Source organism: Blattabacterium cuenoti, from assembly GCF_014251575.1.
Lineage (GTDB): Bacteria > Bacteroidota > Bacteroidia > Flavobacteriales > Blattabacteriaceae > Blattabacterium > Blattabacterium cuenoti_N.
This window is the reverse complement of record NZ_CP059191.1, coordinates 557,604-581,818: the sequence shown is the minus strand read 5'-3', so window position 1 is coordinate 581,818 and position 24,215 is coordinate 557,604. Positions and strand designations below refer to the sequence as shown.

At 25.8% G+C, this 24,215-nt stretch carries 23 protein-coding genes, 1 tRNA gene and 1 pseudogene; 17 read left to right on the top strand and 8 right to left on the bottom strand.

Features of this window, described 5'->3' with window-relative positions; translation table 11 throughout:
- The first annotated feature begins 1 nt into the window (after window position 1).
- The 3 genes from leuC to leuB are packed head-to-tail and all read left to right on the top strand — an operon-like array spanning window position 2 to window position 3,022.
- A complete protein-coding gene (leuC, locus tag H0H67_RS02870) occupies window positions 2–1,396 on the top strand; it encodes a 3-isopropylmalate dehydratase large subunit (protein ID WP_185859268.1) in 1,395 nt (464 codons plus the stop codon).
- Window positions 1,371–1,967, top strand: coding sequence for a 3-isopropylmalate dehydratase small subunit (gene leuD / locus H0H67_RS02865; RefSeq protein ID WP_185859267.1), 597 nt, complete (start codon window positions 1,371–1,373; stop codon window positions 1,965–1,967). Before leuC ends, leuD begins: the two co-directional genes overlap by 26 nt.
- Entirely contained in the window at window positions 1,964–3,022 is a 1,059-nt protein-coding gene (leuB, locus tag H0H67_RS02860; RefSeq protein WP_185859266.1) for a 3-isopropylmalate dehydrogenase, read from the top strand. Before leuD ends, leuB begins: the two co-directional genes overlap by 4 nt.
- Here the strand turns inward: leuB and H0H67_RS02855 are convergent.
- The gene (locus H0H67_RS02855; protein ID WP_185859265.1) at window positions 3,016–5,679 is read right to left on the bottom strand and encodes a PD-(D/E)XK nuclease family protein; all 2,664 of its coding nucleotides are present in this window, start codon (window positions 5,677–5,679) and stop codon (window positions 3,016–3,018) included. The genes leuB and H0H67_RS02855 overlap by 7 nt on opposite strands.
- Window positions 5,663–6,601: a bifunctional riboflavin kinase/FAD synthetase gene (locus H0H67_RS02850; RefSeq protein WP_185859264.1), complete on the bottom strand. Its 939-nt coding sequence runs from the start codon at window positions 6,599–6,601 to the stop codon at window positions 5,663–5,665. Before H0H67_RS02850 ends, H0H67_RS02855 begins: the two co-directional genes overlap by 17 nt.
- A gap of 87 nt (window positions 6,602–6,688) precedes the next feature.
- On the opposite strand from H0H67_RS02850, the gene atpD reads away from it, so the two are divergent.
- The gene (gene atpD, locus H0H67_RS02845; protein ID WP_185859623.1) at window positions 6,689–8,212 is read left to right on the top strand and encodes a F0F1 ATP synthase subunit beta; all 1,524 of its coding nucleotides are present in this window, start codon (window positions 6,689–6,691) and stop codon (window positions 8,210–8,212) included.
- Window positions 8,193–8,426, top strand: coding sequence for a FoF1 ATP synthase subunit delta/epsilon (locus tag H0H67_RS02840; protein ID WP_185859263.1), 234 nt, complete (start codon window positions 8,193–8,195; stop codon window positions 8,424–8,426). Before atpD ends, H0H67_RS02840 begins: the two co-directional genes overlap by 20 nt.
- Here the strand turns inward: H0H67_RS02840 and pdxA are convergent.
- Complete coding sequence (gene pdxA / locus H0H67_RS02835) at window positions 8,421–9,464, bottom strand: 4-hydroxythreonine-4-phosphate dehydrogenase PdxA (RefSeq protein ID WP_185859262.1); 1,044 nt, start codon at window positions 9,462–9,464, stop codon at window positions 8,421–8,423. The two genes, H0H67_RS02840 and pdxA, sit on opposite strands and share 6 nt — an antisense overlap.
- Before the next feature lie 34 nt (window positions 9,465–9,498).
- On the opposite strand from pdxA, the gene H0H67_RS02830 reads away from it, so the two are divergent.
- A complete protein-coding gene (locus H0H67_RS02830; protein WP_185859261.1) occupies window positions 9,499–10,107 on the top strand; it encodes a riboflavin synthase in 609 nt (202 codons plus the stop codon).
- Here H0H67_RS02830 and H0H67_RS02825 read toward each other — a convergent pair.
- On the bottom strand, window positions 10,094–11,677 hold the full coding sequence (locus tag H0H67_RS02825; RefSeq protein ID WP_185859260.1) for a phosphoenolpyruvate carboxykinase (ATP): 1,584 nt from the start codon (window positions 11,675–11,677) through the stop codon (window positions 10,094–10,096). The two genes, H0H67_RS02830 and H0H67_RS02825, sit on opposite strands and share 14 nt — an antisense overlap.
- Window positions 11,678–11,780: 103 nt before the next feature.
- Here H0H67_RS02825 and H0H67_RS02820 point away from each other — a divergent pair, with 103 nt between their 5' ends.
- From H0H67_RS02820 to yihA, 5 genes are read left to right on the top strand one after another with little or no spacing between them, the layout of a single operon-like run.
- Window positions 11,781–12,047 (top strand): acyl carrier protein, encoded by a 267-nt coding sequence (locus tag H0H67_RS02820; protein ID WP_185859259.1) that lies wholly within the window; start codon window positions 11,781–11,783, stop codon window positions 12,045–12,047.
- 21 nt (window positions 12,048–12,068) lie between these two features.
- Window positions 12,069–13,328: a beta-ketoacyl-ACP synthase II gene (gene fabF / locus H0H67_RS02815; protein ID WP_185859258.1), complete on the top strand. Its 1,260-nt coding sequence runs from the start codon at window positions 12,069–12,071 to the stop codon at window positions 13,326–13,328.
- The gene (locus tag H0H67_RS02810; protein WP_185859257.1) at window positions 13,318–14,061 is read left to right on the top strand and encodes a ribonuclease III family protein; all 744 of its coding nucleotides are present in this window, start codon (window positions 13,318–13,320) and stop codon (window positions 14,059–14,061) included. The genes fabF and H0H67_RS02810 overlap by 11 nt, the downstream gene beginning before the upstream one ends.
- 4 nt (window positions 14,062–14,065) lie before the next feature.
- Complete coding sequence (locus tag H0H67_RS02805; RefSeq protein ID WP_185859256.1) at window positions 14,066–14,857, top strand: alpha/beta fold hydrolase; 792 nt, start codon at window positions 14,066–14,068, stop codon at window positions 14,855–14,857.
- Window positions 14,832–15,461 carry a ribosome biogenesis GTP-binding protein YihA/YsxC gene (gene yihA / locus H0H67_RS02800; RefSeq protein ID WP_185859255.1) on the top strand — a complete coding sequence of 210 codons (630 nt, stop codon included), beginning with the start codon at window positions 14,832–14,834 and terminating at the stop codon, window positions 15,459–15,461. Before H0H67_RS02805 ends, yihA begins: the two co-directional genes overlap by 26 nt.
- On the opposite strand, the gene H0H67_RS02795 is transcribed toward yihA, so the two are convergent.
- From H0H67_RS02795 to H0H67_RS03225, 3 genes and pseudogenes are all read right to left on the bottom strand, one after another.
- Window positions 15,422–15,853: a type II 3-dehydroquinate dehydratase gene (locus tag H0H67_RS02795; protein WP_185859254.1), complete on the bottom strand. Its 432-nt coding sequence runs from the start codon at window positions 15,851–15,853 to the stop codon at window positions 15,422–15,424. The two genes, yihA and H0H67_RS02795, sit on opposite strands and share 40 nt — an antisense overlap.
- The gene (locus tag H0H67_RS02790) at window positions 15,850–16,560 is read right to left on the bottom strand and encodes a pseudouridine synthase (protein ID WP_185859253.1); all 711 of its coding nucleotides are present in this window, start codon (window positions 16,558–16,560) and stop codon (window positions 15,850–15,852) included. Before H0H67_RS02790 ends, H0H67_RS02795 begins: the two co-directional genes overlap by 4 nt.
- A 2-nt stretch (window positions 16,561–16,562) precedes the next feature.
- Window positions 16,563–17,491 (bottom strand): annotated as a pseudogene (locus tag H0H67_RS03225) (mevalonate kinase family protein).
- A gap of 106 nt (window positions 17,492–17,597) precedes the next feature.
- On the opposite strand from H0H67_RS03225, the gene H0H67_RS02780 reads away from it, so the two are divergent.
- Genes H0H67_RS02780 through H0H67_RS02765 form a run of 4 tightly spaced genes read left to right on the top strand, consistent with a single transcriptional unit; the run spans window position 17,598 to window position 22,316 of the window.
- The gene (locus tag H0H67_RS02780; protein WP_185859252.1) at window positions 17,598–18,482 is read left to right on the top strand and encodes an NAD kinase; all 885 of its coding nucleotides are present in this window, start codon (window positions 17,598–17,600) and stop codon (window positions 18,480–18,482) included.
- 60 nt (window positions 18,483–18,542) lie between these two features.
- Window positions 18,543–19,274: an isoprenyl transferase gene (locus H0H67_RS02775; RefSeq protein WP_185859251.1), complete on the top strand. Its 732-nt coding sequence runs from the start codon at window positions 18,543–18,545 to the stop codon at window positions 19,272–19,274.
- A gap of 12 nt (window positions 19,275–19,286) precedes the next feature.
- Window positions 19,287–21,791, top strand: coding sequence for a BamA/OMP85 family outer membrane protein (locus H0H67_RS02770; RefSeq protein WP_185859250.1), 2,505 nt, complete (start codon window positions 19,287–19,289; stop codon window positions 21,789–21,791).
- 21 nt (window positions 21,792–21,812) lie between these two features.
- The gene (locus tag H0H67_RS02765; protein ID WP_185859248.1) at window positions 21,813–22,316 is read left to right on the top strand and encodes an OmpH family outer membrane protein; all 504 of its coding nucleotides are present in this window, start codon (window positions 21,813–21,815) and stop codon (window positions 22,314–22,316) included.
- A gap of 4 nt (window positions 22,317–22,320) precedes the next feature.
- Here the strand turns inward: H0H67_RS02765 and H0H67_RS02760 are convergent.
- Window positions 22,321–22,393: transfer RNA gene (locus H0H67_RS02760), tRNA-Phe, on the bottom strand.
- Window positions 22,394–22,462: 69 nt separating this feature from the next.
- On the opposite strand from H0H67_RS02760, the gene H0H67_RS02755 reads away from it, so the two are divergent.
- Window positions 22,463–22,945 carry a hypothetical protein gene (locus tag H0H67_RS02755; protein WP_238784568.1) on the top strand — a complete coding sequence of 161 codons (483 nt, stop codon included), beginning with the start codon at window positions 22,463–22,465 and terminating at the stop codon, window positions 22,943–22,945.
- Complete coding sequence (locus H0H67_RS02750; RefSeq protein ID WP_185859246.1) at window positions 22,942–24,213, top strand: hemolysin family protein; 1,272 nt, start codon at window positions 22,942–22,944, stop codon at window positions 24,211–24,213. Before H0H67_RS02755 ends, H0H67_RS02750 begins: the two co-directional genes overlap by 4 nt.
- Window positions 24,214–24,215 lie beyond the last annotated feature (2 nt).

Genomic DNA, 24,215 nt, shown 5'->3' with positions numbered 1-24,215 from the left:
AATGTCAAAATCATTATTTGATAAAATTTGGGAATCTCACATAGTTAAAGAATTAGAAAACGGAATATATGTTATTTATATTGATAGACATTATATACATGAAGTAACTAGTCCTCAAGCTTTTATAGAATTAGAAAAAAGAAATTTTTCTGTTTTCAGACCTAAACAAATTATAGCAACTGCGGATCATAACGTTCCTACAATAAATCAACATTTACCTGTTTTAGATTTTTTGTCTAGAAAACAAATAAATTTGTTAACAGATAATTGCCAAAAATTTGGAATCACGTTATATCAACTTGGTCATAAAAATAATGGAATTGTTCATGTGATTGGTCCTGAATTAGGTTATACTTTACCTGGTATGACAATAGTTTGTGGAGATAGTCACACTTCTACTCATGGTGCTTTTGGATGTATAGCTTTTGGAATTGGAACTAGTCAGGTAACCATGGTTATGGCTAGTCAATGTTTATTATTATCCAAACCAAAACAAATGAGAATTCAATTAAATGGAAATTTAAAAAGGGGAGTAACGTCAAAAGATGTCATTTTGTATCTTATTTCAAAATTGGGAGTAGATGTGGGAATCGGTCATTTTATAGAATACACAGGGTCTTCTATTCAAAAAATGAGCATGGAAGGAAGAATGACTATTTGTAATATGAGTATTGAAATGGGAGCAAAAGGAGGATTAATTGCTCCAGATCAAATTACTTTTGATTACATTGAAAAATGTAAACATTTCAAGGAATCAAAAAAGCATAAAATAATAGAATATTGGAAATCTTTAAGAACAGATCAGAATACAAAATTTGATAAAGAGTACGTTTTCAATGTTGAAGAAATTGAGCCTATGATAACTTATGGAACAAATCCTGGTATGGCAATAAAAATTTCTGAGTCTATTCCAAAATTAGATACAGATCAAAAATCTTTAAATTATATGGGATTCTCTACAGGAGAATCTTTAATAGGAAAAAGAATTGATTATATTTTTATAGGAAGTTGCACTAATTCTAGAATAGAAGATTTAAGACTAGTAGCTTCTATAGTAAAAGGAAAAAAGAAAGCTAATCATGTTCGTGTAATGATAGTTCCTGGATCAAATCAGGTAGTCAAACAAGCCAAAGAAGAAGGATTAGATATAATTTTTAGAAACTGTGGATTCGAATTTCGTCAACCAGGATGTTCTGCTTGTTTGGGAATGAATGAGGATAAAATTCCTTCAGGAGAATATTGTGTTTCTACATCTAATAGAAATTTTGAAGGAAGACAGGGGCCAGGAGCTAGGACTTTATTAGCAAGTCCTTTAACAGCTGCTGTTATAGCTATTGAAGGAAAAATTGTAGATGTAAATAAATATATTCATGAAAAAATTTACGATGTTAACTAGCCAAGCAATTCCATTGCCTATAGAGGATATAGATACTGATCAGATTATTCCTGCTCGTTTTTTAAAAGAAATTAAACGTGAAGAATGTGGAAAAAATCTTTTTATAGATTGGCGTTATAGAAAAGATGGATCTTTAAATGAAGATTTTATATTAAATAATTCTAATTTTAGTGGAAAAATTCTTTTATCAGGAAGAAATTTTGGTTGTGGTTCCAGTCGAGAACATGCTGCATGGGCTATTTACGATTATGGATTTAGAGTTGTAATATCTAGTTTTTTTGCTGATATTTTTAGAGAAAATGCATTGAATAATGGATTACTGACTGTAGAAGTTTCTGACTTTTTTTTGAAAAAATTGTTTGACACAATTGATAAAAATCCGAAAATTAAAATAAAAGTTGATTTAATCAATCAAAAGGTTACAATAATGGAAACAGGAGAAATTGATAAATTTTATATTCATCCATACAAAAAAAATTGTTTTTTAAATGGTTATGATGATATAGATTTTTTATTTTCCATAAAAAAAGATGTAAAAAATTTTGAAAAAAATAGAAAAAATATTCTATGAAAAAAAATATTTCTGTAATAGAAGGAGATGGAATAGGTCCTGAAATCATGAAACAAACAATAAAAGTTTTAAACTCTATAGCGAAAAAATATAATCATGATTTTTATTATCATAAAACTATAGCTGGATCTATGGCTATAGAAAAATTTGGAGATCCAATGCCGGAAGAAACTATAGATGTTTGTTTAAAATCAGATGCTGTTTTATTTGGTTGTATAGGAGACGAAAAATATGATCATAATCCAAGAGGAAAGAGACCTGAAGATGGATTATTAAAATTAAGAAAAAGAATGAATTTATATTGCAATATTCGTCCTATAATAGTTTATTCAGAAGTCAATAAATCACCTATAAAAAAGGAACTATTGGATGGAGTTGATTTTATTATATACCGTGAATTGACAGGAGGAATTTATTTTGGAGAAAAAGGTCGTTCTAAAAATGGAGAAGAAGCTTATGATTATTGTTTTTATTCCAAAAAAGAAATTGAAAGAATTGGAGAAATGGCTTTTAAAGCAGCTCTTTCTCGAAAAAAGAAAGTAACATTGGTGGATAAAGCAAATGTATTAGAAACTTCTAGATTATGGAGAGAAGTTATTCGAAAAATAGCATTGGATTATCCAGGTGTAAATTTGGATTTTTTGTATATAGATAATGCCGCTATGCAAATTATTCTAAATCCTAGAAGATTTGATATTATTCTAACAGATAACATGTTTGGAGATATTCTTTCAGATGAATCTAGTGTGATTACAAGTTCTTTGGGTTTATTGCCTTCAGCTTCTATAGGAAATCATAAATCTATGTTTGAACCTATACATGGATCTTACCCCCAAGCGAAGGGGAAAAATATAGCAAATCCTTTGGGATGTATTCTTTCAGGGTCTATGATGTTAGAATATTTTGGAATGCATAAAGAAAAAAATATTTTAGAAAAAGCTGTTAGAAAGTCCATTGAAGAAAAAGTATGTACCCCAGATATTATTGAATCAGAGTTTTTTTCAACTACTGAAGAAGTGGGGGATTATATAGATAGATATATTCAAAATCAATAAATTTTTTCTATAATTGGTATTTTTGGATCTAATATTTCTGAAATTCTTTTAATAAGAAATGGAAGAAAATTTTTTCTATAATCTTCGTACGTAATATTTCTTTTTTTTTGATGAAAAAAATTTATAGGAATTTGCAATATTTTTCCGTTTTTTTCGGGTGAAAGAATTCCTATAGAGGGAGGTTTTTTTTTATTTCCAAAAAAAGTAGAGGATTTAAACCACAAATAAACATAAATAAGTAATTGCATAGTATTTGCATAACTTGGATCTTGAAAAATGTTTTCAATATTTTTTAAAGAAACATTCATTTCTTTAATTTTTTGAAATCCTATTTTGTAATCAAGAATACGAGTAATCCCATCGTATTCATCTATACGATCAATAATTCCATGTAGATTCACTTGTTTTGATCCTACATTTAATATTGTAGAAACTTTGCATTCTATTTTTTTCACAAAAATTTTGTGTCCATTTTGAATGCTTTTTTCATCCCATGAAATAAAATTTTCTATATAAGCTTTTATTATACAATAAAATAACATATTTTTTCCTTCAATGGTTTTTTCTTTTCCTAAAAGAACTTTTTTAACAATAGATTCATAAACTTTTTTCATATCATGAATACGATTAATTGTTATAAAATTTTCTATTATTGGAGAATATAAAATTTTTAATATCTGGTGAATGATTTGTCCTACTTTTTTCTTAAAGAAAATTTCTTCTGGATCATTTAAACTAAGTATTTTTTTGTAATAGAATAAAAGAGGATTGTAATTATATAAATGAATAGAAGAAGGAGATAGTCCTTGAACAATTAATTCATGCAAACGATGAATGATAGATTTTGTTTTTTCAATTACAATGGGAACTTTTAGTAAATTAATAGGAATAAATGGATTGTTTATTTTTTCTGTTGATAATTTATAATTCATTTCCATTTGATGTAGAAAACGACTTTTTTCTCCAGAATTAATTTCATCTGGTTGATTTTTATATATCAAATATGTTTCTGTAGAAGATTGAAAAATTCTTATAAAATGATAAAAATAAACATCATTATTAAAATCTTTCATTTTTAATCTTTGACGAAGATCAAAAGGAATAAAAGAATATTTTTTTTCATGATTTTTTGGAGGAATTATTCCTTCATTAAAGGAGGTAATGATCACCACATCGAAATTTTTAAAAAAAATATCCATAAAACCTGTTATGTATAATCCTCTTTTTTTTTTATGTATATATCGTATACTTTTTGTATTCACGAATTGTTCATATATGTTAAATACGTCATTTATTCCGAATAAGAAATTTTTATTCTTTCTAACTATTATTCTTAGTTTGTAGATATAAATTTCTAGATTAAAAAGAAATCTTAATTCTATAAAATGTTTATTCATGTTTACAAAAAGTCGTTTTTGTAATTTTCTGATAAAACCAATAAGACTTAGAAGAATAATTTTTGTGTCATGAGTTGAAATTTGGAAAATAATCCATAAATCATTTTTTATTAGATATTTTTTTATGAAATCTTCGGAAATAAAATCTGAATCATTTTCAGTTTTCAATTTTTTTAATAAAGAATTTTTTTTTAAAAAAAACTTTTGAATATATCCATCAGATAGAACTCTAATGACATCTTTTTTAGTGAATTTTTTTAACTTATCTTTTCTTAATAATAATTGGAATATAGAATAAAGAGTATAATAAATAGGAATATTTTTGAAGGAATAATCTATGTTTATAGATATGTTGATTCCTAATCTTTTCATAGAATCTAACAACGGAATTAATAAGCATCTATCCCCTGGAATTATGAGTATATTGTAGGGTTTTATCCCTTTTTTAACCAATTTGTATACTATATTTTCTACAATTTTTACTTGTTCTATTTCTTTTGAAACTTCAATTACTTTTAAATCATTAAATTTTTTATGTGTCTTAGAATTTGTATTTTGATTTTTAGATTCAAAAATATTTTTTTTGATCTTATTTTCATATTCATATAAGTTATAGACTAACCCATGACTATATTGAATGATTTTTTGAACAAAAATTTTTTCACATTTATTCAAAATAAGATCTATAAAGAAAAAAATTTTTGTACTTGAATTTTCAGATAAAAAAAAACCAAAACGAGAAAGAGCTATTTTGAAAAGCATTCCTTGATAAGTGATTCCTTTTTTTAAAAGTTTAGATTGCAGAATATAATAATATTCATGAATCTTTTCCCAAAAAAGAAATTTTTCTTGTTCTAAAATATTAAAATTCCACTTATTCATTTTTTCTGCAGAAATAATAGAAGAAAAAAATTGTTCAACATCAATCATATTGATGTCGATATTTTGAAAGTCATTTAATATTTTAGGTCCCCAATTAAAAAAACTATTGAAATTTTTGTCTAAAAAATCATCTTTTTTTAAGATAGAAAAAAAATAAAGAAGAATAGAATGATTGTCTAAAATTTGTAATCCAGAAATTTTTTCGAAAAATTTTTCAATTGTAAAAAATTCAGTCTCTGAGCTAAATTTTGATTTATATTTATTTTTTATATATTCTATAATAGGATATCCTTTTGATATTAATATGTATTTCTGATTCAAATTAGTTTTTTGTGACAATAGTAGGTGTTGAATAATTTGATCAATTTTCTTTTTCACAAGAAAAAAATTTTTTAATATTTATTTCATCTTTTCTAAGATGTTCTTTTAATTCTTTAAGTGTGTTAAACTTTTTTTCTTCGCGAATCATATGAATTATTAAAATATCTATTTTTTTTCCATAAATATTTTCAAAAAAATCAAAAATATGTACTTCTATATTTATTTTTTGATTTTTTCGATTAATAGTAGGATTAACTCCTATATTTAACATTCCTTGATAAATATTATCCAGATAATTAATTTTTACAGCATAAACTCCATTTTTTGGGATTAATTTTTTTGAATTTACTTGTAGATTTGCAGTTGGAAAATCAATAGTACTCCCTATTCCTTTTCCTTTGATAACATTACCGGATAATGTATAAGAATATCCCAGGGCTTTGTTAGCCCATTGGATATTTCCTAATAAAAGAGATTCTCGAATATCAGTAGAACTAATTATTTTTTTGTTAAATTTGTAAGGTTCAACTTTTCCAAGTTGAAATCCGTAAATATTAGATAATTTTCTTAATTCTTCGTAGGAACCATCTCTGTTTTTTCCAATATGAGAATCATATCCAGTAATAATTTTTTTGATTCTAAATTTAGAATGTAAAATTTTTTTGAAAAAGTTTTTTGTACTTAATTTTGAGAAATTTATAGTAAAAGGATGAATAATCAAATGTTTTACTCCTATTTTTTTCAATTTATATATTCTTTCAGTAAGAGTGTTTAAATAGAAAAATTTTTTACTAGGATTTAATATTTCTTTTGGATGTGGATAAAAAGTAAGCAAAACGGGACAATACTTTTTTTCAGCTCTAAAAATTAGATTTTTAATTATTTTTTGATGTCCCATATGAACCCCATCAAAAACTCCAAGAGTCAATATACATGGAGAAAGAGAAGAAAATTCATCAATGAATGAATAAATTTTCAAAATTTTTATCTTTTTTCTCTTACATTTACAAATACAAAGATACTGAATTTATATTTTTATGATTTTTTAATCAAAAGGGATTACATGATGCATAAAAAAAAAATAAAGGGAATAATTACTCAAATTATAGGACCTATAATTGATGTTTCTTTTCAAGAAAGTGAGGAATTACCTAAAATTTACGATTCTTTGGAAGTAAATTTATCTAAAAAAAATAAAATAATTTTAGAAGTTCAACAACATATTGGGGATAAAAATGTTCGTTGCATTTCTATGGAAGTAACAGATGGATTGCAAAGAGGCCAAGAAGTAAATGGATTAGGTAAGCCAATTAGCGTTCCTGTAGGGGAATCCATCAATGGTAGAGTTTTTAATGTTTTGGGAGATTGCATAGATGGATTAGGAGATATAGATAAATCCATAACGAGACCTATTCACAAAGAACCTCCAGCATTTAAAGACTTATCAACAGAAACAGAAATATTGTATACAGGGATTAAAGTTATAGATTTAATAGAACCTTATCCAAAAGGAGGTAAGATTGGTTTATTTGGTGGGGCAGGAGTAGGAAAAACTGTGCTAATACAAGAATTAATTAACAATGTAGCGAAAGGACATGGAGGAAGATCTGTTTTTGCAGGAGTAGGAGAAAGATCTAGAGAAGGAAATGATTTATTAAGAGAAATGTTAGAATCTGGAATTATAAAATATGGAGATTCTTTCATGAAATCCATGAAAAAAGGATATTGGGATCTTTCAAAAGTAGATAAAAATGCACTTAAGGAATCTAAAGCTGTTTTTGTGTTTGGTCAAATGAATGAGCCTCCAGGAGCTAGAGCTAGAGTTGCTTTATCTGGATTAACATTAGCTGAATATTATAGAGATCAATATGTAGAAGGAAAAAAAGGACAAGATGTTTTGTTTTTTATAGACAATATATTTCGATTTACTCAGGCAGGATCAGAAGTTTCAGCTTTATTAGGAAGGATCCCTTCATCTGTAGGATATCAGCCAACTTTATCATCAGAAATGGGTTCTATGCAGGAAAGAATTACTTCAACAAAAAAAGGATCCATCACTTCAGTGCAAGCTGTTTATGTTCCTGCAGATGATTTAACAGATCCAGCTCCTGCTATTACATTTTCTCATTTGGATGCAACAACAGTTCTTTCCAGAAAAATAGCATCTTTAGGAATTTATCCTGCGGTAGATCCTTTGGATTCTACTTCTCGTATTTTGTCTCCGGATATAATAGACAGAGATCATTATAACTGCGCACAACGTGTTAAAGAAATTTTACAAAAATATAATTCTTTACAAGATATTATAGCTATTCTAGGAATAGAAGAATTAAGTGAAGAAGATAAATTAATAGTTTCCAGAGCTAGGCGTGTTCAACGTTTTTTATCTCAACCATTTCATGTTGCAAAACAGTTTACAGGAATTGAAGGAATTTTTGTAAAAATTGAGGACACAATCAAAGGATTTAATATGATAATAAATGGTGATTTAGATCACATTCCAGAAACAGCCTTCAATCTAAAAGGAACTATTGAACAAGTAATAGAAGATGGAAAAAAAATGATAAATTATGAAAATCAAAATTCTTGATTGTGATAAGATCTTGTATCAAGGAAATATAGCTTCCATTACAGCTCCTGGATTATGTGGATATTTTCAAATATTAGAGAATCATGCTTATTTTATATCCATATTAAAAAATGGGATAATCAAACTATATATTGATGGAAAAGATAGAAAAAAAATAAAAATAAAAAATGGAATTTTGCAAGTAAAAAATAATTCAATCATTGTTATTTTATAATGATTTTTTAGAAAAACTTAGTTTCATATATTCTTTTCTATTTTTAAATATTTTTATAGCACTAAAAATAGCTTCTTCAAAAGAATTTTCATTAGCAATTCCTTTTTTAGCTATATCATAGGCAACACCGTGATCTGGAGAAGTTCGTATATGAGAAAGACCTGCTGTAAAATTCACTCCTTGATTAAAAGTTAATGTTTTAAAAGGAATTAATCCTTGATCATGATACATAGCTAAAACAGCATCAAAATTACGATAGAGTTGATTTCCAAAAAAACTGTCTGAAGAATAAGGGCCAAAAACCAGCCAGCCTTGTTTTTGAAACAAACAATCAACAGCAGGTCTAATTTTTATTTTTTCTTCATCTCCTGTTAATCCATTATCACTTGAGTGGGGATTACATCCTAAAACTGCTATTTTTGGTTTTTCTATAGAAAAATCAATAATAAGGGATTGATGTAGAATTTTTATTGATTTTATTATTTTTTTTATGTTTAATTCTGAAGTGACTTTTTTTAAAGGCAAATGATTAGTAACTAAAGCTATTTTTAAAATGTCATGAATCATTACCATTAATGATTCTCCTTCCAAAACATTTTGTAAATATTCAGTATGTCCAAAAAATGAGAAACCTTTCAAATTCATATATTTTTTGTTTACTGGAGCTGTTACAAGTACGTCAATTTTTCCTTCTTTTAAAGCTTTCACAGCTTTTTTTAAAGATAAAATAGGATATTTCCCTGAATCTGGATGATTGATTTTTATAGATTCAAATTTTATATCTTCTTTCCATATATTGAATACATTAATTTTGTAATCAATAATTTCTTTAAAATTTTTTACTTCTCGAATATGATTTATATCCAGATTTAAGATTTTATTATAATAAGAACATAATTTAGTAGATCCAAATAATATTGGAGTAAAAAAATCTAGAAGTCTTTTTTTACGACATACTTTTAAAAAAATTTCTATCCCTATTCCGTGAATATCACCTGTGGTAACCCCCACTCTAATTTTTTTTTTTCTATAATTCATTTAATATTTAATTTGATAAAAATTATAAATAATTATGTTTACTGGTATTGTAGAATGTACAACAAAAGTATATCAATTCAATCGTGATAAAAATAATCTTTGTATTACTTTCATTAATCCATTTTTAGATGAAATTAAAATAAATCAAAGCATTTGCCATAATGGAATATGTTTTACCATTATAGATATTAATGAAAAAACTTATTCAGTCATAGCTTCTGAAGAAACTTTGTTTTGCACTAATTTAAATTTTTTAAAAATTAAAGATGAAGTAAATTTAGAAAGAGGGTTAATGATGTTTGAAAGATTAAATGGACACGTAGTACAAGGACATGTAGATACAACTGCTGAAATTATTCAAATAGAAAATAGAAATGGAAGTTGGCTATTTTTTTTTCGGTCTAAAAAAAAATTAAATCACACAATTGTAGAAAAAGGATCGATTGCTATCAATGGAATAAGTCTTACTATTATAACATGTAATCACTATATATTTAGCGTTTCCATTATTCCTTATACTTATAATAAAACAAATTTTCACCTTATGAAAGTAGGAGATATTGTGAATGTAGAGTTTGATATATTGGGAAAATATATTAGTAAATATCTCAGTAATTATGATGATATATTTATTCTAAAATAGGTTCTCCAGATGAAATATTTTTGTCTGTATATTTTTTGTATATATCAAAATGGTTAATAAATTTTCTAGCAAGTATTTTGACTTGATTTTGATACATTTTTTCATTTTTCCATGAATTTTTTGGATTTAATATATGAGAAGATATACCTGGACAATATTTTGGTATTTTAAAATTAAAAATTGGATATTTTTCGTAAGGGACCTCTGATAACAAACCATCTAGAGCGCTTTTCACAATTTTTCGAGTATCATTTAATTTGATACGATATCCAGATGAATATCCTCCTGATATTAATCCTGTATTAACCATCCAAACATTTATTTTGGTATTATCTAATTTTTTCATTAGCATATTTGTGTATTGAACAGGATGTAAAGGCATGAATGGAGCACCAAAACAAGAAGAAAATGTAGCTTTTGGTTTAACTATATTTAATTCAGTTCCAGCTACTTTAGAAGTATATCCTAACAAAAAATAATAAGAAGATTGTGATCGATTTAATTTAGCTATGGGTGGTAAAACTCCAAAAGCATCATATGTAAGAAAAAAAATGTTTTTGATATTAGAAGACAATAATTCTTTCTCAATATTATTTACAAAATAAATAGGATAGCTAATTCTAATGTTTTGAGTAATAGAATCATCTAAAAAATCAACTTCTTGGGTTTCATTTTTAAAAATGACATTTTCTAACATAGCTCCTTTTTTTATAGCATGATAAATCATAGGTTCTTTTTTTCTAGAAATACCTAATATTTTTGCATAACATCCTCCTTCAAAATTAAAAATGATGTTATCACAAGTCCATCCATGTTCATCATCTCCCACTAAATTTCTGTTGATATCATTGGATATAGTCGTTTTTCCTGTTCCAGATAATCCAAAAAAAAGAGCTGTATCTTTTTTATATTTTCCTACATTTGCAGAACAATGCATGGGAAATACATTTTTATATACAGGAAGTATGAAATTTAGGACAGAAAAGATAGATTTTTTTATTTCTCCTGTATATCCTGATCCTCCAATCAAAACTATTTTTTTAGAAAAATTCAATATAGAAAAATTTTTTTTCCGTGTTCCATCTTTTATAGGATCAGCTTGAAATCCTGGAGCACAAAATAATAACCAATCTGGTAAAATTTGATCAATCTTTGTAAATCTTAGGAAAAGATTATGAATAAATAAATCGGACCATGGATATTCACTAATAGAACGAACATTGAACTGATAACGTTTATCAGAACAAAGATATCCATCTCTAATGTATAATGTTTTTCCAGATAAGTATCGAACTACTTTTCGATATAAATGATCAAATTTTTCTGGATCAAAAGATCGATTGAATTTCTCATCCCACCAAACTTTTTTTTCTGTAATACTGTCCTTTACAATAAATCTATCTTCAGGAGATCTTCCAGTAAATGAACCAGTATTTATTGCTAAAACTCCTGATTTAGTTTCTACTCCCATTCCTTTTTGAATAATTATGTTTTGTAATTCATAAGGATTTAACTGATAATTGTCATAAGAATTCAATATTCCGTAATTTTCTAGAGAAAGAGCCATCATATATTCTTCTGTGATTTCTGTATATACTATTTAAGCATACAGCAAATTTATATATGATTTACAAAAGTTTACTAATTTTGTACAATAAAAAAATTATGATCCTATGTCTGACATTGCATCCAGAGTCAATGCTCTTATTGTAGATAAATTAAGTGTAGATGAAAGTGAAATTGTTCCTACTGCTAGTTTTACTAATGATTTAGGAGCAGATTCCTTAGATATAGTAGAACTTATTATGGAATTTGAAAAAGAATTTGACATTAGTATTTCTGATGAAAAGGCAGAAAAAATAACAACAGTAGGAGAAGCCATACAGGCTATAGAAGATCTTTTAATTGATAAAAAGAATATTGATAAAAAATCTGATTAGCTTTTTTATGTATGTATGAATATGGATAAATTAAAAAAAGTAGTAGTTACTGGTATTGGTTCTATTACTCCGATAGGAAATAATGTAAAAGAATATTGGATTTCTCTTATTAATGGAAAAAGTGGATGTGCTCCTATCACTTATTTTAATACTAAAAAATACAAGACTAAATTTGCTTGTGAATTAAAAAATTATGATCCCAGTATTTTTTTCAGTAAAAAAGAAAGACGAAAATTAGATCCATGTGCACAATATGGAATTGTTGCTTCTGAAGAAGCTATAAAAAATAGTGGTATTAATTTTTTCAAAGAAAAAAGAGAAAGAGTTGGAGTGATTTGGGCTTCAGGAATTGGAGGTCTTCTCAATTTGGAAGAATCTATTTCTGATTATGTAAATGGAGGAAGATCTCCTAGATTTAGCCCTTTTTTTATTCCTAAAATGCTAATAGATATTACTGCTGGTTTCATTTCTATGAATTATGGTCTTCATGGTCCAAATTACGCAACTGTATCTTCTTGTGCTTCCTCCTCTAATGCTATTGCAGATGCTTATCATTTAATATGTTTAGGAAAAGCAGATATAATGGTTGCAGGAGGTTCTGAAGCAGCTATTACCCAAAGTGGAGTAGGAGGGTTTAATGCTCTACATGCCTTGTCTACTAGAAATGAAGATTATCATACAGCATCACGTCCTTTTGATGAAGAGAGAGATGGTTTTGTATTAGGAGAGGGGGCTGGATGTCTTATACTTGAGGAATATAAACATGCTCAAGAAAGAGGAGCCAATATATATGCTGAAATAGGAGGAGTTGGAATGTCTGGAGATGCTTATCATATTACTGCGCCTCATCCAGAAGGAAAAGGAATCGTTTTAGCTATGAAAACGGCCATTCAAGATGCAGGAATCAAATGTGAAGATGTTGATCATATTAATTCTCATGGAACTTCTACTCAGTTGGGAGATCTTGCAGAAGTGAAAGCAATTCAAGAAGTTTTTAAGAAAAATATATATAATATAGATATTAATTCTACAAAATCTATGACAGGACATTTGTTGGGTGCTGCAGGAGCAATAGAAGCAATAGCTTCTATACTTCCTTTAACAAAAGGAATAATACCTCCAACTATAAATTTATTTCATATAGACAGGAATATAGATCCAAAAATTAATTTTACTCCAAATAAAGCTATAAAAAAAGAAGTAAAAATTAGTATATGTAATACTTTTGGATTTGGAGGACACAATGTTTGTATTTTATTCAAAAAAATAAATGTTGTCTAATACTACTTTTGAAAATTTTGAAAAAGATGAAGACTCTATTCTAATCGGAAGATTAATAAAAATATTAGGATTTTGTCCAAAAAATACGAAATTTTTAAAGGAAGTATTCATTTATAGTTTTTCTATAAAAAGAAAAAATTTGAATCAAAATTATTCTGTTAATTTCCAAAGACTCGAATTTTTAGGAGATGCTGTGTTAAATTCTATTATATCACATTTTTTATGTGAAAAACTTCCTGATAAAAAAGAAGGAGAGTTAACTCAAATACGATCTAAAATAGTATGCAGAAGAAATTTGAATGAAATTTCTAGAAAATTAACTATTACAGATATTTTTTTTAATAAATCAGTCATATCTGATAACATATTGGGAAATACACTTGAAGCTTTAATAGGATTTATTTATTTGGAAATAGGATATCAAGGTTGTAAAGATTTCGTCCATCAGAAGATATTGCATACTTATGTAAATATTGCGAAGTTACAAAATGAAATTTTTAGTTATAAAGTATGGATGATAGAATGGTCTCAAAAAAATAAATTAATAATAAATTTTAAAACTTTTAGAGAAATAGAAAATAAAAATGTAATTACTTATTTATCAGAGTTTACCGTATTAGAATGTGGAATTAAAACTGAAGGGAGAGGGACTTCAAAAAAGAAATCGGAGGAGATGGCTGCAAAAGCAGCTTATTTTCTTGTTCAAAAAAAATGTAGAAAAAATAATACTTAATAGTATGCTTAATCTTAATAATAAAGAAAGAAAATTTACTCATATAAAAGAGGGGAAAGGGCATCCTTTGATTTTGCTTCATGGGTTAATGGGAGGATTAAGTAATTTCAAGGCTCTTTTAGATTTTTTTCCAAAAAAAGGTTATAAAGTAATTATTCCTTCATTACCTCTTTATAATATGCCATTATTTCTTACAAATATTTCTAATTTATCTAAATATATTATCCAATTTTTAATGAAAATAGGAATTAAAAAAGCTACTTTAGTAGGAAATTCACTTGGAGGACATATTGCTTTAATTATAGCAAAAAAAAGAATGGATTTAGTCCATTCTGTAGTTCTTACGGGAAGTTCAGGATTGTTTGAAAAAGCTTTTGGAGATGCTTTTCCTAAAAGAGAAAATTATGAATATATCAGAAAAAAATCACAAGAAGTATTTTATGATCCTAAAATAGCGACCAAAGAATTAGTAGATGAAGTATTTCATATTGTCAATGATAAAAAAAAGGGAATTAAAACTTTATATATTGCTAAAAGTGCTATGAAATATAATATGTCTAAAGATTTATCTGTTATTCAACAACCTATTTGTTTAATTTGGGGGAAACAAGATCATGTTACTCCACCAGAAGTTGCGGAAGAATTTCATAGATTGTTACCTGATTCTGAATTACATTGGATAGATAAATGTGGACATGTTCCTATGATGGAACATCCTAAAAAATTTATAGAAATACTAGAAAAATGGCTTTCTAAATTTGATTTCAATCATGAAAATTTTTTCTGTAAAATTTAAAGGAAGTTCAAAAAAAATCAACATGTTCATTGATAATTTTCCTGAATATGCTTTTGCAGGACGTTCTAATGTTGGAAAATCTAGTTTAATAAATTGCATAGCTGGAAGAAAAAAAATAGCTAAAGTTTCTTCTTATCCTGGGAGGACTCAATATATCAATCATTTTTTAATCAATGATCGATGGTATTTGATCGATTTGCCGGGATATGGATTTTTTTCAGAAAAAAAAGTAAAAAAAAAAACACAAAAATTAATTGTAGATTATATTTTTCATAGAAAGAATCTTGTTTGTTTATTTCTATTAATAGATTGTAGATTTGTTATACAAAAAATAGATTTGGATTTCATGCAAAAATTAAACAGTAAAAAAACGAATTTTTGCATTGTTTTTACAAAAACAGATAAATTGAATCATCAATTTATTGAAAAAAATATTTCTTTTTGTATCGAAAAAATTAAAAAAAATGGTTTAACTATGCCTAGTTGGTTTAAAGTTTCCGCAAAGAGAAAAGATGGAATAAATAATATTGTTAAATATATTAAAAAAAAACTAAACGATTTTCATCAATCCTGTAAACAAAAACTAAATATTCCTAATTCATAGGATTTTAAACCAAAACCAAAAATTGTTCCTTTACACACGGGAGAAAGAAATGATTTTTTTCTGAAAGATTCTCTTGAATGAATATTGGAAATATGAATTTCTATAACCGGAGCTGGTATAGATTTGATTGCATCAGCAATTCCTATAGAAGTGTGAGTGTAGGCTCCTGCATTCAATACAATGCCATCCGATTGAAATCCTAAAGAATGCAAAATATCTATAATTTTACCTTCACTATTGTTTTGATAATAAAGAATTTCTATATTAGAGAAAAGTTTTTTTTTTCTTATTTTATCGAGATAATCTAAAAAATTTTCAGTTCCGTATAATTCTGTTTCTCGTTTTCCTAAAAGATTTAAATTAGGACCATTGATGATGGTTATTTTTTTCATTTTATTATATTTTTTACTTCTTTTTGATTTAAAAAACACCAATTCCCTGTCTTAATATTTTTCTTGGATAATCCACCAAAATTGATTCTATCCAATTGAATTACTTGATAATCTAATTTTTTAAAGATCCGTTTAATAATTCTATTCCATCCGATATATAATCCTATTTTGATTTGATTTTTTGAATGACTTTTATTTACAAAAATCACTTTAACCTTTCCTTCTTTTAAATATATTTTCCCTTTTCTAATTTTGTCTAAATCTTCATTCTTAATTTCTTTGTTTAATGATACATGATATATCTTTTTGACATTATATTTTGGATGAGTTAGTTTTTCAGCTAAGAATCCATCATTTGTGAGAAGCAATACTCCAGTAGTCGAATAATCTAATCTTCCTACTGGAAAAATTTTGTATTTAGAAAAATTTGGAATTAAATTCATTACTGTTTTTCTGTTAAATGGATCCTTTGTTGTAGTGATAAAACCTCTGGGTTTATTAAGTAATATATAAATTTTGTTTTGAATTTTAATTTTTGATCCATGAAATGTGACAATATCATTTGTATGAATGATAGTTCCTAATTTACAAATAGGTTTTCCATTAACTTCTATAGCTCCAGATTGAATAAGTTCATCGGCTTTTCTTCTGGAAGAAATTCCTGCATTAGATAAGTAATGATTTAGTCTAATTTTATTATGATGCATAATTAAAAACGAAAAAGGACTTCCATTGTGTATTTTTCCAATTTTTTTCTCGAAAGGTCATAATTTGGAGTAAATCCCAAAAAAAATCCTCCTCCTCCAGATCCACACAATTTTAAATAATGAATATTATTAAATATTCCTTCTTTCCATATTTTACGGAAATTTTTTGGAATCATGGGACGAAAGTGATGAAAAACCCAGGTAGAAAGTTGTTTAACATGTTTTAATAAAATTTTGAAATCTTCTTTTAAAAAAGCTTCAATACATTTTTCATTATATTTTATAAATTCTTCTTTTAGAATTTTCTTGAATTTATCGTGTTTTAATTTTCCAAAAAAAAATTTGATCATAGAAGAAGTGTTGCTAGGAATACCAGAATTTAATAAAAAAATAGCTCCTTCTCCTTTGTTTTTTTTGGGAATTCCGATTGTGGATATATCTGTTTCTGAACGAATGAGTATAGGCAAGTTTAGATAGCAAATCAAAGGATCTATTCCGGAACTTTTTCCATGAAAAAAAGATTCCATTTGACTAAATATTTTTTTCAAAATTATTATATTTTCATTTTTTAAACATTTTTTGAATTTATTTTTTGCATATTTGTCATAAATGGCTGCAACTAATGCTCCAGAACTTCCTATTCCATACCCCTGAGGTATATTTGAATGAAAAGATAATCCACATTGTATATCTTCACGCAGTTTTTTTAGATCTAATTTTGTTAAAATTAGTTTTTTTTTTCTAAAATAGATAAGAAATTATAATATTTTTTAATTTCATGATTAGAACATAAAATATCTTTATTAAGTACAGAATGAAATTTTAAAGTTCCTTTATAAAAATCATGAGGGATAGAAAGTCCACTAGAATTTTCTAGAATTCCATATTCTCCAAATAACAAAACTTTTGCAGGAAATAAAGATTCTTTCATATTATTTTTCTTTTTTCCTTAGTCGACAAATTTAATAAAAACTGAATTAATTTTTTTTGAATATTTAATTTCGTAATTTTCTTTTAGTTTTTTAAGAAAAATTAAAATGAAAATAGCCGTATATGGACAGAAATTTGGAGAAAAAAATATACCATATTTAAATCAGTTCATAGGCTATGCATGTAGTCATTCAATAGAAATTCATATTGAAAAATCATTTTTTGACGTTTTGTCCTCTTTTGAAGAATTTAAAAATTTAGATTTTCCTGTATTTTCTCATTATAAAGAATTAACTAAGGATTTCAGTTTAATGTTTACTTTTGGAGGAGATGGAACTATTTTATCTGCTATTACATTGATCAGAGATTCTGGAATTCCTATAGTTGGAGTAAATACAGGAAATCTAGGTTTTTTGGCCACTTTCAATAAAGATATATTTATTCAAAAAATAGATCAAATTTTCAATAGAAAACTTCATATAATGCCTAGAAGTTTATTGTGGTTGGAAACTTCAATAACTGATCATCATCAGTTTTTTAATTTTGCACTAAATGAAATTGTTATTCTTCGCAAAGAAACAGTTTCTATGATCACTATAGATGCTTATATTGATAATGAATTTCTGACTTCTTATTGGGCAGATGGATTGATTATTTCTACTCCGACTGGATCAACTGGATATTCTTTGAGTTGTGGAGGTCCTATTATTAGTCCTGATAATAAGAATTTTGTTCTTACTCCTATATCTCCACATAATCTATTTTCACGTCCATTAATTATATCAGATCATCAAAAAATTCATTTGAAAATACATAGTCGTGTTAAATCTTATTCTTTATCTATGGATACTAGACTTACTTCTCTGAAGAAAGAGAATGAATTGTATATCCAAAAAGCTCCTTTTTATATTTATCTTCTTCAAGAAGGAAAGAATACTTATTATAAAACATTGCGAGAAAAACTTTTATGGGGAATGGATCAAAGAAATTGAATGTAAAAAATCTTTATTTTTTATTTATATCTTTGTCCAAAGATGGATTTATGATTTTTTATGAAAAATTTATTAGAAAAAATAGATTATAATAATATTCCTCATCATGTAGCTGTTATTATGGATGGAAATGGTCGTTGGGCCGAAAAAAAAGGAAAATTAAGAACATTCGGTCATGAAAAAGCAATACAATCTGTGAGAGACACTATAAATGGATGTAAAGAATTGGGAATTCCTTATATGACTTTATATGTGTTTTCTTCTGAAAATTGGAATAGGCCCAAGAAAGAAATAGATGATTTGATGCGTTTATTTCATACTAATTTAAAAATTCATTTAGAAGAAATTCATGAAAGAGATGTGAAAATTATTACAATAGGAGAAATTGAAAAATTTTCCGAAGTTATTCAAAAAGAACTATTTTTTTTCATGAAAAAAACCAAACATAATACATCTGGTACCTTGATTCTTGCACTAAGTTATAGTGCTAGAAGAGAGATTTTAAGAGCAACGAAAAATATCGCTAAAAAAGTTTTCGATGGTTTATTTTCATTAAGAGATATAGACGATTCTTTTTTTCAAGATCATTTATATACTAAAAATTTACCAGATGTCGATTTAATCATCAGGACTAGCGGAGAACAACGAATTAGCAATTTTTTGCTTTGGCAATCTGCTTATGCAGAACTGTATTTTACAAATATTTTGTGGCCTGATTTTCGAAAAAAAGATTTCTTTGAAGCCATCATCAATTATCAACAAAGAAAACGTCGTTTTGGAAACGTTGAATAACTTTTTGCATTCATGAAAAGAAACATTTTTCTAAAAATCATTTTTTGTTTATTAATGATAATAATGCAAGTACAACAAGGTTACTCTTTTATGAAAAAAGAAAATTTTAATGTTACAAGAAATCTAAATTCAAATCTAGTTGTTAAGTCAGTTCATGTAATGGGAAAAACAAAATATGATAGTCATTTTATTTCCGATTTATCTGGTATTTATTCTGGAGATTTAATTGATTCTTATGGAATAGATAATGCTATCCAAAAATTGTGGAAAAGCAATCTATTTAGAAATATATCTATTTATAAAAAAGATATATCTCAAAATGAAATAGATTTATTTTTTGAACTGGAAGATTTAATAGAAATTCATGAAGTTAAAGTAATAGGAACTAGAAAAGAACAATTTCCCAATATTAAGAAAATTAAATCTGGAGATAAAATTTCTGATGATCTTATTCAAACTATAAAAAACGATATTCAAGAGTATTACATAAAAAAAGGATATAATGAAATTAATATAAGAAATGAAATAATCAGAGAAAACAATAAAAATAGATTATATCTGTTTGTTGACAAAGGAAAAAAAATTGGAATAGAAAAAATATTATTTGAGGGGAATCATGTGGTAAAGGACAAAGAATTACTAAATCTAATGATCAAAACAAAAAAAAGTTTTTATATTCCAATCATAGAGAAATCCATTTATTTATTCGTTCAAGAAAATATAGTAAAAGATTTAAAAAATATCGCAGATAAGTATCAATCAATGGGTTTTATTGATATTCAAGTATTTTTAGATTCTGTTTGGAAAGAAAAATCTGGAAATTATGGAATAAAAATAAAAGTGATTGAGGGGAATAGATATTATTTAGGAAATGTATATTTTTTAGGAAATAAAAAACTAAAAACAAATTATTTAAAAAATATTCTCTTTTACAAAAAAGGAGATATTTATAACAAAATTGAAATCGAAAAAAATATTTTAAATGCTTATTTTCCTTCCAGCATTCTATATACTTATTTAGATTTAGGCTATTTATTTGTTAATATAATTCCGATAGAGAAGAGAGTCATAGACCATAAAATAGATTTGGAAATAAAAATCAAAGAAAATCAACCTGTTTATATAAATAAAGTTGAAATATTAGGAAATTCAATAACTAAAGATAATGTAATTAGAAGAGAATTAAAAACTTATCCAGGAGATCTTATTTCACCTAAAAAACTGAAATATAGTTTATTAAATTTGGAAAATTTAAACCTTTTCGAAAAAGTATATTCTGAAATTAGGCCCAATAAAGAAAATAGTTCTGTAGATATAGAATGGCATGTTGTAGAAAAAAATACTAATGAATTTCAATTTCATGGAGGATTTGGAGGAAAAGATATGAAAAAAATTATTGGAAATTTTAAGTTAAATTTTGGAAACTTTTCTTCTAAGAACTTTTTTCAATGGAAATTATGGAATCCTATTCCTCAAGGAGAGGGACAAAAATTAGTTATTTTTAGTCAATTAGGAAAAGATTTTACGTCCTATGGTTTTTCTTTCACAGAACCTTGGATAGAAAAAACAAATCCGACATCCCTAATTTTGAAAGGAGATTATTCAATAAAGAAAATAAAAAATGAGGAAGATTTTTATTTTTTATCTCAAATATATAAAAATGCTAAAATAGAAGACAAACAATTTTTAGAAAAAATAGGAACTTCTGTTAATTTAAATAAGTTTTTAACTTTTTTAGATCCTTATTCAAAAATTTTAACATCTATAGATTACGATAAATTTATTTACAATATAAAAAAAATCGATTTGTATCAAAAACATAGGTTTCACAATCTTAGCTTTTTGATTTCATTACAAAGACTTTCTACTGAACCAGATATCATATTTCCGTTTAGTGGATCAAAAATACAATTGAATAGCATATTCACTCTTCCATACTCCATGATTTTTAAGGATAATAATGAAAATAAAATGAAATGGATGGAGTATTATAAATTGAAAATAATTTTTTCTTGGTATAAAAAAATTATAAAAAACATGGCATTAAAAATAGGAGGTGAATTTGGATATCTAGGACAATATGATGATTCAAAAGAATTGTTTCCATTTCAAAAATTTTATATAGGTGGAGTACAAAATAATTTATTTGAATCAAAATTAGAAAATAGAGACCATATTCCGTTAAGGGGATATCCTTTTCTAACAAAGGATTTTAGATATTCAATTCCAAATTATGGAGGAGTGATTTACAATAAACTTATTTTGGAAATGCGTTATTTAATCAAGGATTTTTCAAATTTTAAAATTTGGACTATTTTTTTTATGGAAGGAGGAAATGTAGGAGATTCTTATAAAAACTTTCATCCATTAACAATGAATAAATCTTTTGGATTTGGATTTCGTTTATTCTGGAATCCAATAGGATTTATAGGAGTGGATTTTGGATACCCTCTTGATATAGCAAATAAAACTCAATCAAAATGGAGAACACATTTCATTATAGGAAAAGATTTGTAATTAACAAAATATAAAAATCATATGAAAAAAAATACAATTTTTTATTTTTTATTATTTTTCTTTTTATTTGGATATTCATACTCTTCTTCTTTTAAAGAATGTCAACAAAAAATTGTTTGTCTTAATAGTATGATTATTATAGAAAAAATGCCAGAATTTTCTAATGCTCAGAGAGAATTAGATAGAATTAGTAAAATGCATGAAAATATACTAGATAAATTATCAAAAGAATTTCACAAAAAAGCAGAAAAATTTCAAAAAAATAAAAATCCAATTCTTAAAAAAGAACTAGAAATTTTGCAAGCAAGAGCTCATGCATATCAAAAAACAGCATCTGATGATTTAACCAAAAAACAAAATAAATTATTAAATCCTATATATAAGAAAATAGAAAATGCAATTTATAAAGTAATAGAAAAAGATAAAAATATTGTGAGAGTTGATGATTGTAGTCCTGGAAAAGGAGTTTTGGTTAATAAAGGAAAAGATATAACAGAGGAAGTTAAAAAAGAATTAGGAATATAAAAAGTGGTATCTCCCGGAATCGAACCGGGGACACAAGGATTTTCAGTCCTTTGCTCTACCTACTGAGCTAAGATACCATAGTAAACAAAAATACAATAATAAGTAATAAATCAAAAAGTTACACAATCATATTTTTTTTATTAATTTTGTTTGTTTTTTCTTGCGAAAAAAAAGAATTTTTAATCAAAAAAAATAAAAAAAAAATACCTAAAAAAATTTTCGTTAAAACAAGTATTTTATACAAAGAAAATGGTTTATTGAGAATTTTTCTGTATTCACCTCTCATCAAAGAATATACTTCTTACACCTTATTTCCGAATGGGTTTTACTTATTTATTTATGAAAATAATACCAATAAATATACTTATCTTAAAGCAGATTGGGTTAAATCAATTGGAAAAATAATCTATCATATTAAAGGAAATATTAAAATTATGAATTCTAATGGATACTTTGTGAAAACTGAAGAAATTTTCTGGAATAGAAAACAGAAAAAAATATTTAATGAAAAGTATACAATGATATATAATTCAGATGGAACTATATTACATGCAACAAATGGAATAGAAGTTTCTGAAGATTTCAAAAAAATTAAATTAAAAAATATTAGTGGGACTTTACCAATATGATTTTTCATATTAGTATAGTTTTTATTACTATACTTGTATCTGCTTTTTTTTCTGGGATGGAAATGGCTTTAATTTCTTCTAGTCTATTTCGAATAGAATTGGAAAAGAAAAGAGGATCGTTTCGTTCTAAAATTCTTTATAAAAGCATTAGTAATCCTAAAAAATTTATAACTACAATGCTAATTGGGAACACCATATCTTTAGTTATATATGGGATTTATATGGGAAAATTATTTTTTTCTATTTTACCAAAAGAATTTTTGGATAATTCTTTATGGATAATTTTTTTAGAAACGGTTTTTTCCGCTACTGTTATTTTAATTGTTGGAGAATTTATTCCTAAAATAATATTTAGTGTATATTCAAATGAATTATTGAATTTATTTATTGTTCCCGTATATATTATATGTAAGATTTTTTCTCCTATTACTAACTCTGTTATTTGGATTTCTAATGTTTTTCTAAAAATTTTAGGAGAAAAAGAAAATGATAAAAAGAAAATTTTTGATAAAGAAGATTTAATTTATTTTCTATCAGAGAATATGGAAAACAATATTAAGGGAAAGGGAAAAGAGATTATAGAATCTGAAATTGAAATTTTTCATAAAGCTTTGGATTTTTCAGAAAAAAAAGCAAGAGAATGTATGATACCTAGAAAAGAGATCGTTTCTTCTAATCTTACATTTTCTTCTATGGATAATATTCGTAATCTTTTCACAGAAAGTGGATTATCTAAAATAGTGATTTACAAAGATAATATAGACAATATTATAGGATACATTCATTATTTAGAACTTTTTAAAAAACCAAAAAATATTGAATCTTTAATTAGATCTGTAGAATTAGTTTATATTACCACACCTGTGAGAGAGATTATGGATCTTTTAATTAAAAAAAAAAGAAGCATAGCTATAGTTTTAGATGAATATGGAGGAACTGCAGGTATGATAACTATAGAAGATATTCTAGAAGAATTTCTTGGAGATATAAAAGATGAACATGATGAAAATCTTTTATTAGATAAAAAATTAAATGATTACGAATTTTTATTTTCTGCACGTTTAGAAATCGATTTTATTAATGCAAAGTATGATTTAGATCTTCCTAAATCCGAAAAATATGAAACTTTAGGAGGCTTTATTGTGACTTACACAGGAAATATTCCTAAATATGGAGAAAAAATTGTTATCAATAAAAATTTTTTTATTGAAATTAAAAAAGTGTCTAAAAATAAAATAGAAGAAGTTTTTATTCAAAAAAAATCTTGACT

Coding starts and splice junctions, on each gene's coding strand:
- H0H67_RS02765 (WP_185859248.1), top strand. CDS start 21,813: ATGAAAAAAAATACAATTTTTTATTTTTTATTATTTTTCTTTTTATTT.
- H0H67_RS02830 (WP_185859261.1), top strand. CDS start 9,499: ATGTTTACTGGTATTGTAGAATGTACAACAAAAGTATATCAATTCAAT.
- H0H67_RS02810 (WP_185859257.1), top strand. CDS start 13,318: ATGTTGTCTAATACTACTTTTGAAAATTTTGAAAAAGATGAAGACTCT.
- yihA (WP_185859255.1), top strand. CDS start 14,832: ATGAAAATTTTTTCTGTAAAATTTAAAGGAAGTTCAAAAAAAATCAAC.
- H0H67_RS02775 (WP_185859251.1), top strand. CDS start 18,543: ATGAAAAATTTATTAGAAAAAATAGATTATAATAATATTCCTCATCAT.
- leuC (WP_185859268.1), top strand. CDS start 2: ATGTCAAAATCATTATTTGATAAAATTTGGGAATCTCACATAGTTAAA.
- H0H67_RS02780 (WP_185859252.1), top strand. CDS start 17,598: ATGAAAATAGCCGTATATGGACAGAAATTTGGAGAAAAAAATATACCA.
- atpD (WP_185859623.1), top strand. CDS start 6,689: ATGCATAAAAAAAAAATAAAGGGAATAATTACTCAAATTATAGGACCT.
- pdxA (WP_185859262.1), bottom strand. CDS start 9,464: ATGAATTATAGAAAAAAAAAAATTAGAGTGGGGGTTACCACAGGTGAT.
- leuB (WP_185859266.1), top strand. CDS start 1,964: ATGAAAAAAAATATTTCTGTAATAGAAGGAGATGGAATAGGTCCTGAA.
- H0H67_RS02820 (WP_185859259.1), top strand. CDS start 11,781: ATGTCTGACATTGCATCCAGAGTCAATGCTCTTATTGTAGATAAATTA.
- H0H67_RS02805 (WP_185859256.1), top strand. CDS start 14,066: ATGCTTAATCTTAATAATAAAGAAAGAAAATTTACTCATATAAAAGAG.
- H0H67_RS02825 (WP_185859260.1), bottom strand. CDS start 11,677: ATGATGGCTCTTTCTCTAGAAAATTACGGAATATTGAATTCTTATGAC.
- H0H67_RS02750 (WP_185859246.1), top strand. CDS start 22,942: ATGATTTTTCATATTAGTATAGTTTTTATTACTATACTTGTATCTGCT.
- H0H67_RS02790 (WP_185859253.1), bottom strand. CDS start 16,560: ATGCATCATAATAAAATTAGACTAAATCATTACTTATCTAATGCAGGA.
- H0H67_RS02795 (WP_185859254.1), bottom strand. CDS start 15,853: ATGAAAAAAATAACCATCATCAATGGTCCTAATTTAAATCTTTTAGGA.
- fabF (WP_185859258.1), top strand. CDS start 12,069: ATGGATAAATTAAAAAAAGTAGTAGTTACTGGTATTGGTTCTATTACT.
- H0H67_RS02770 (WP_185859250.1), top strand. CDS start 19,287: ATGAAAAGAAACATTTTTCTAAAAATCATTTTTTGTTTATTAATGATA.
- leuD (WP_185859267.1), top strand. CDS start 1,371: ATGAAAAAATTTACGATGTTAACTAGCCAAGCAATTCCATTGCCTATA.
- H0H67_RS02840 (WP_185859263.1), top strand. CDS start 8,193: ATGAAAATCAAAATTCTTGATTGTGATAAGATCTTGTATCAAGGAAAT.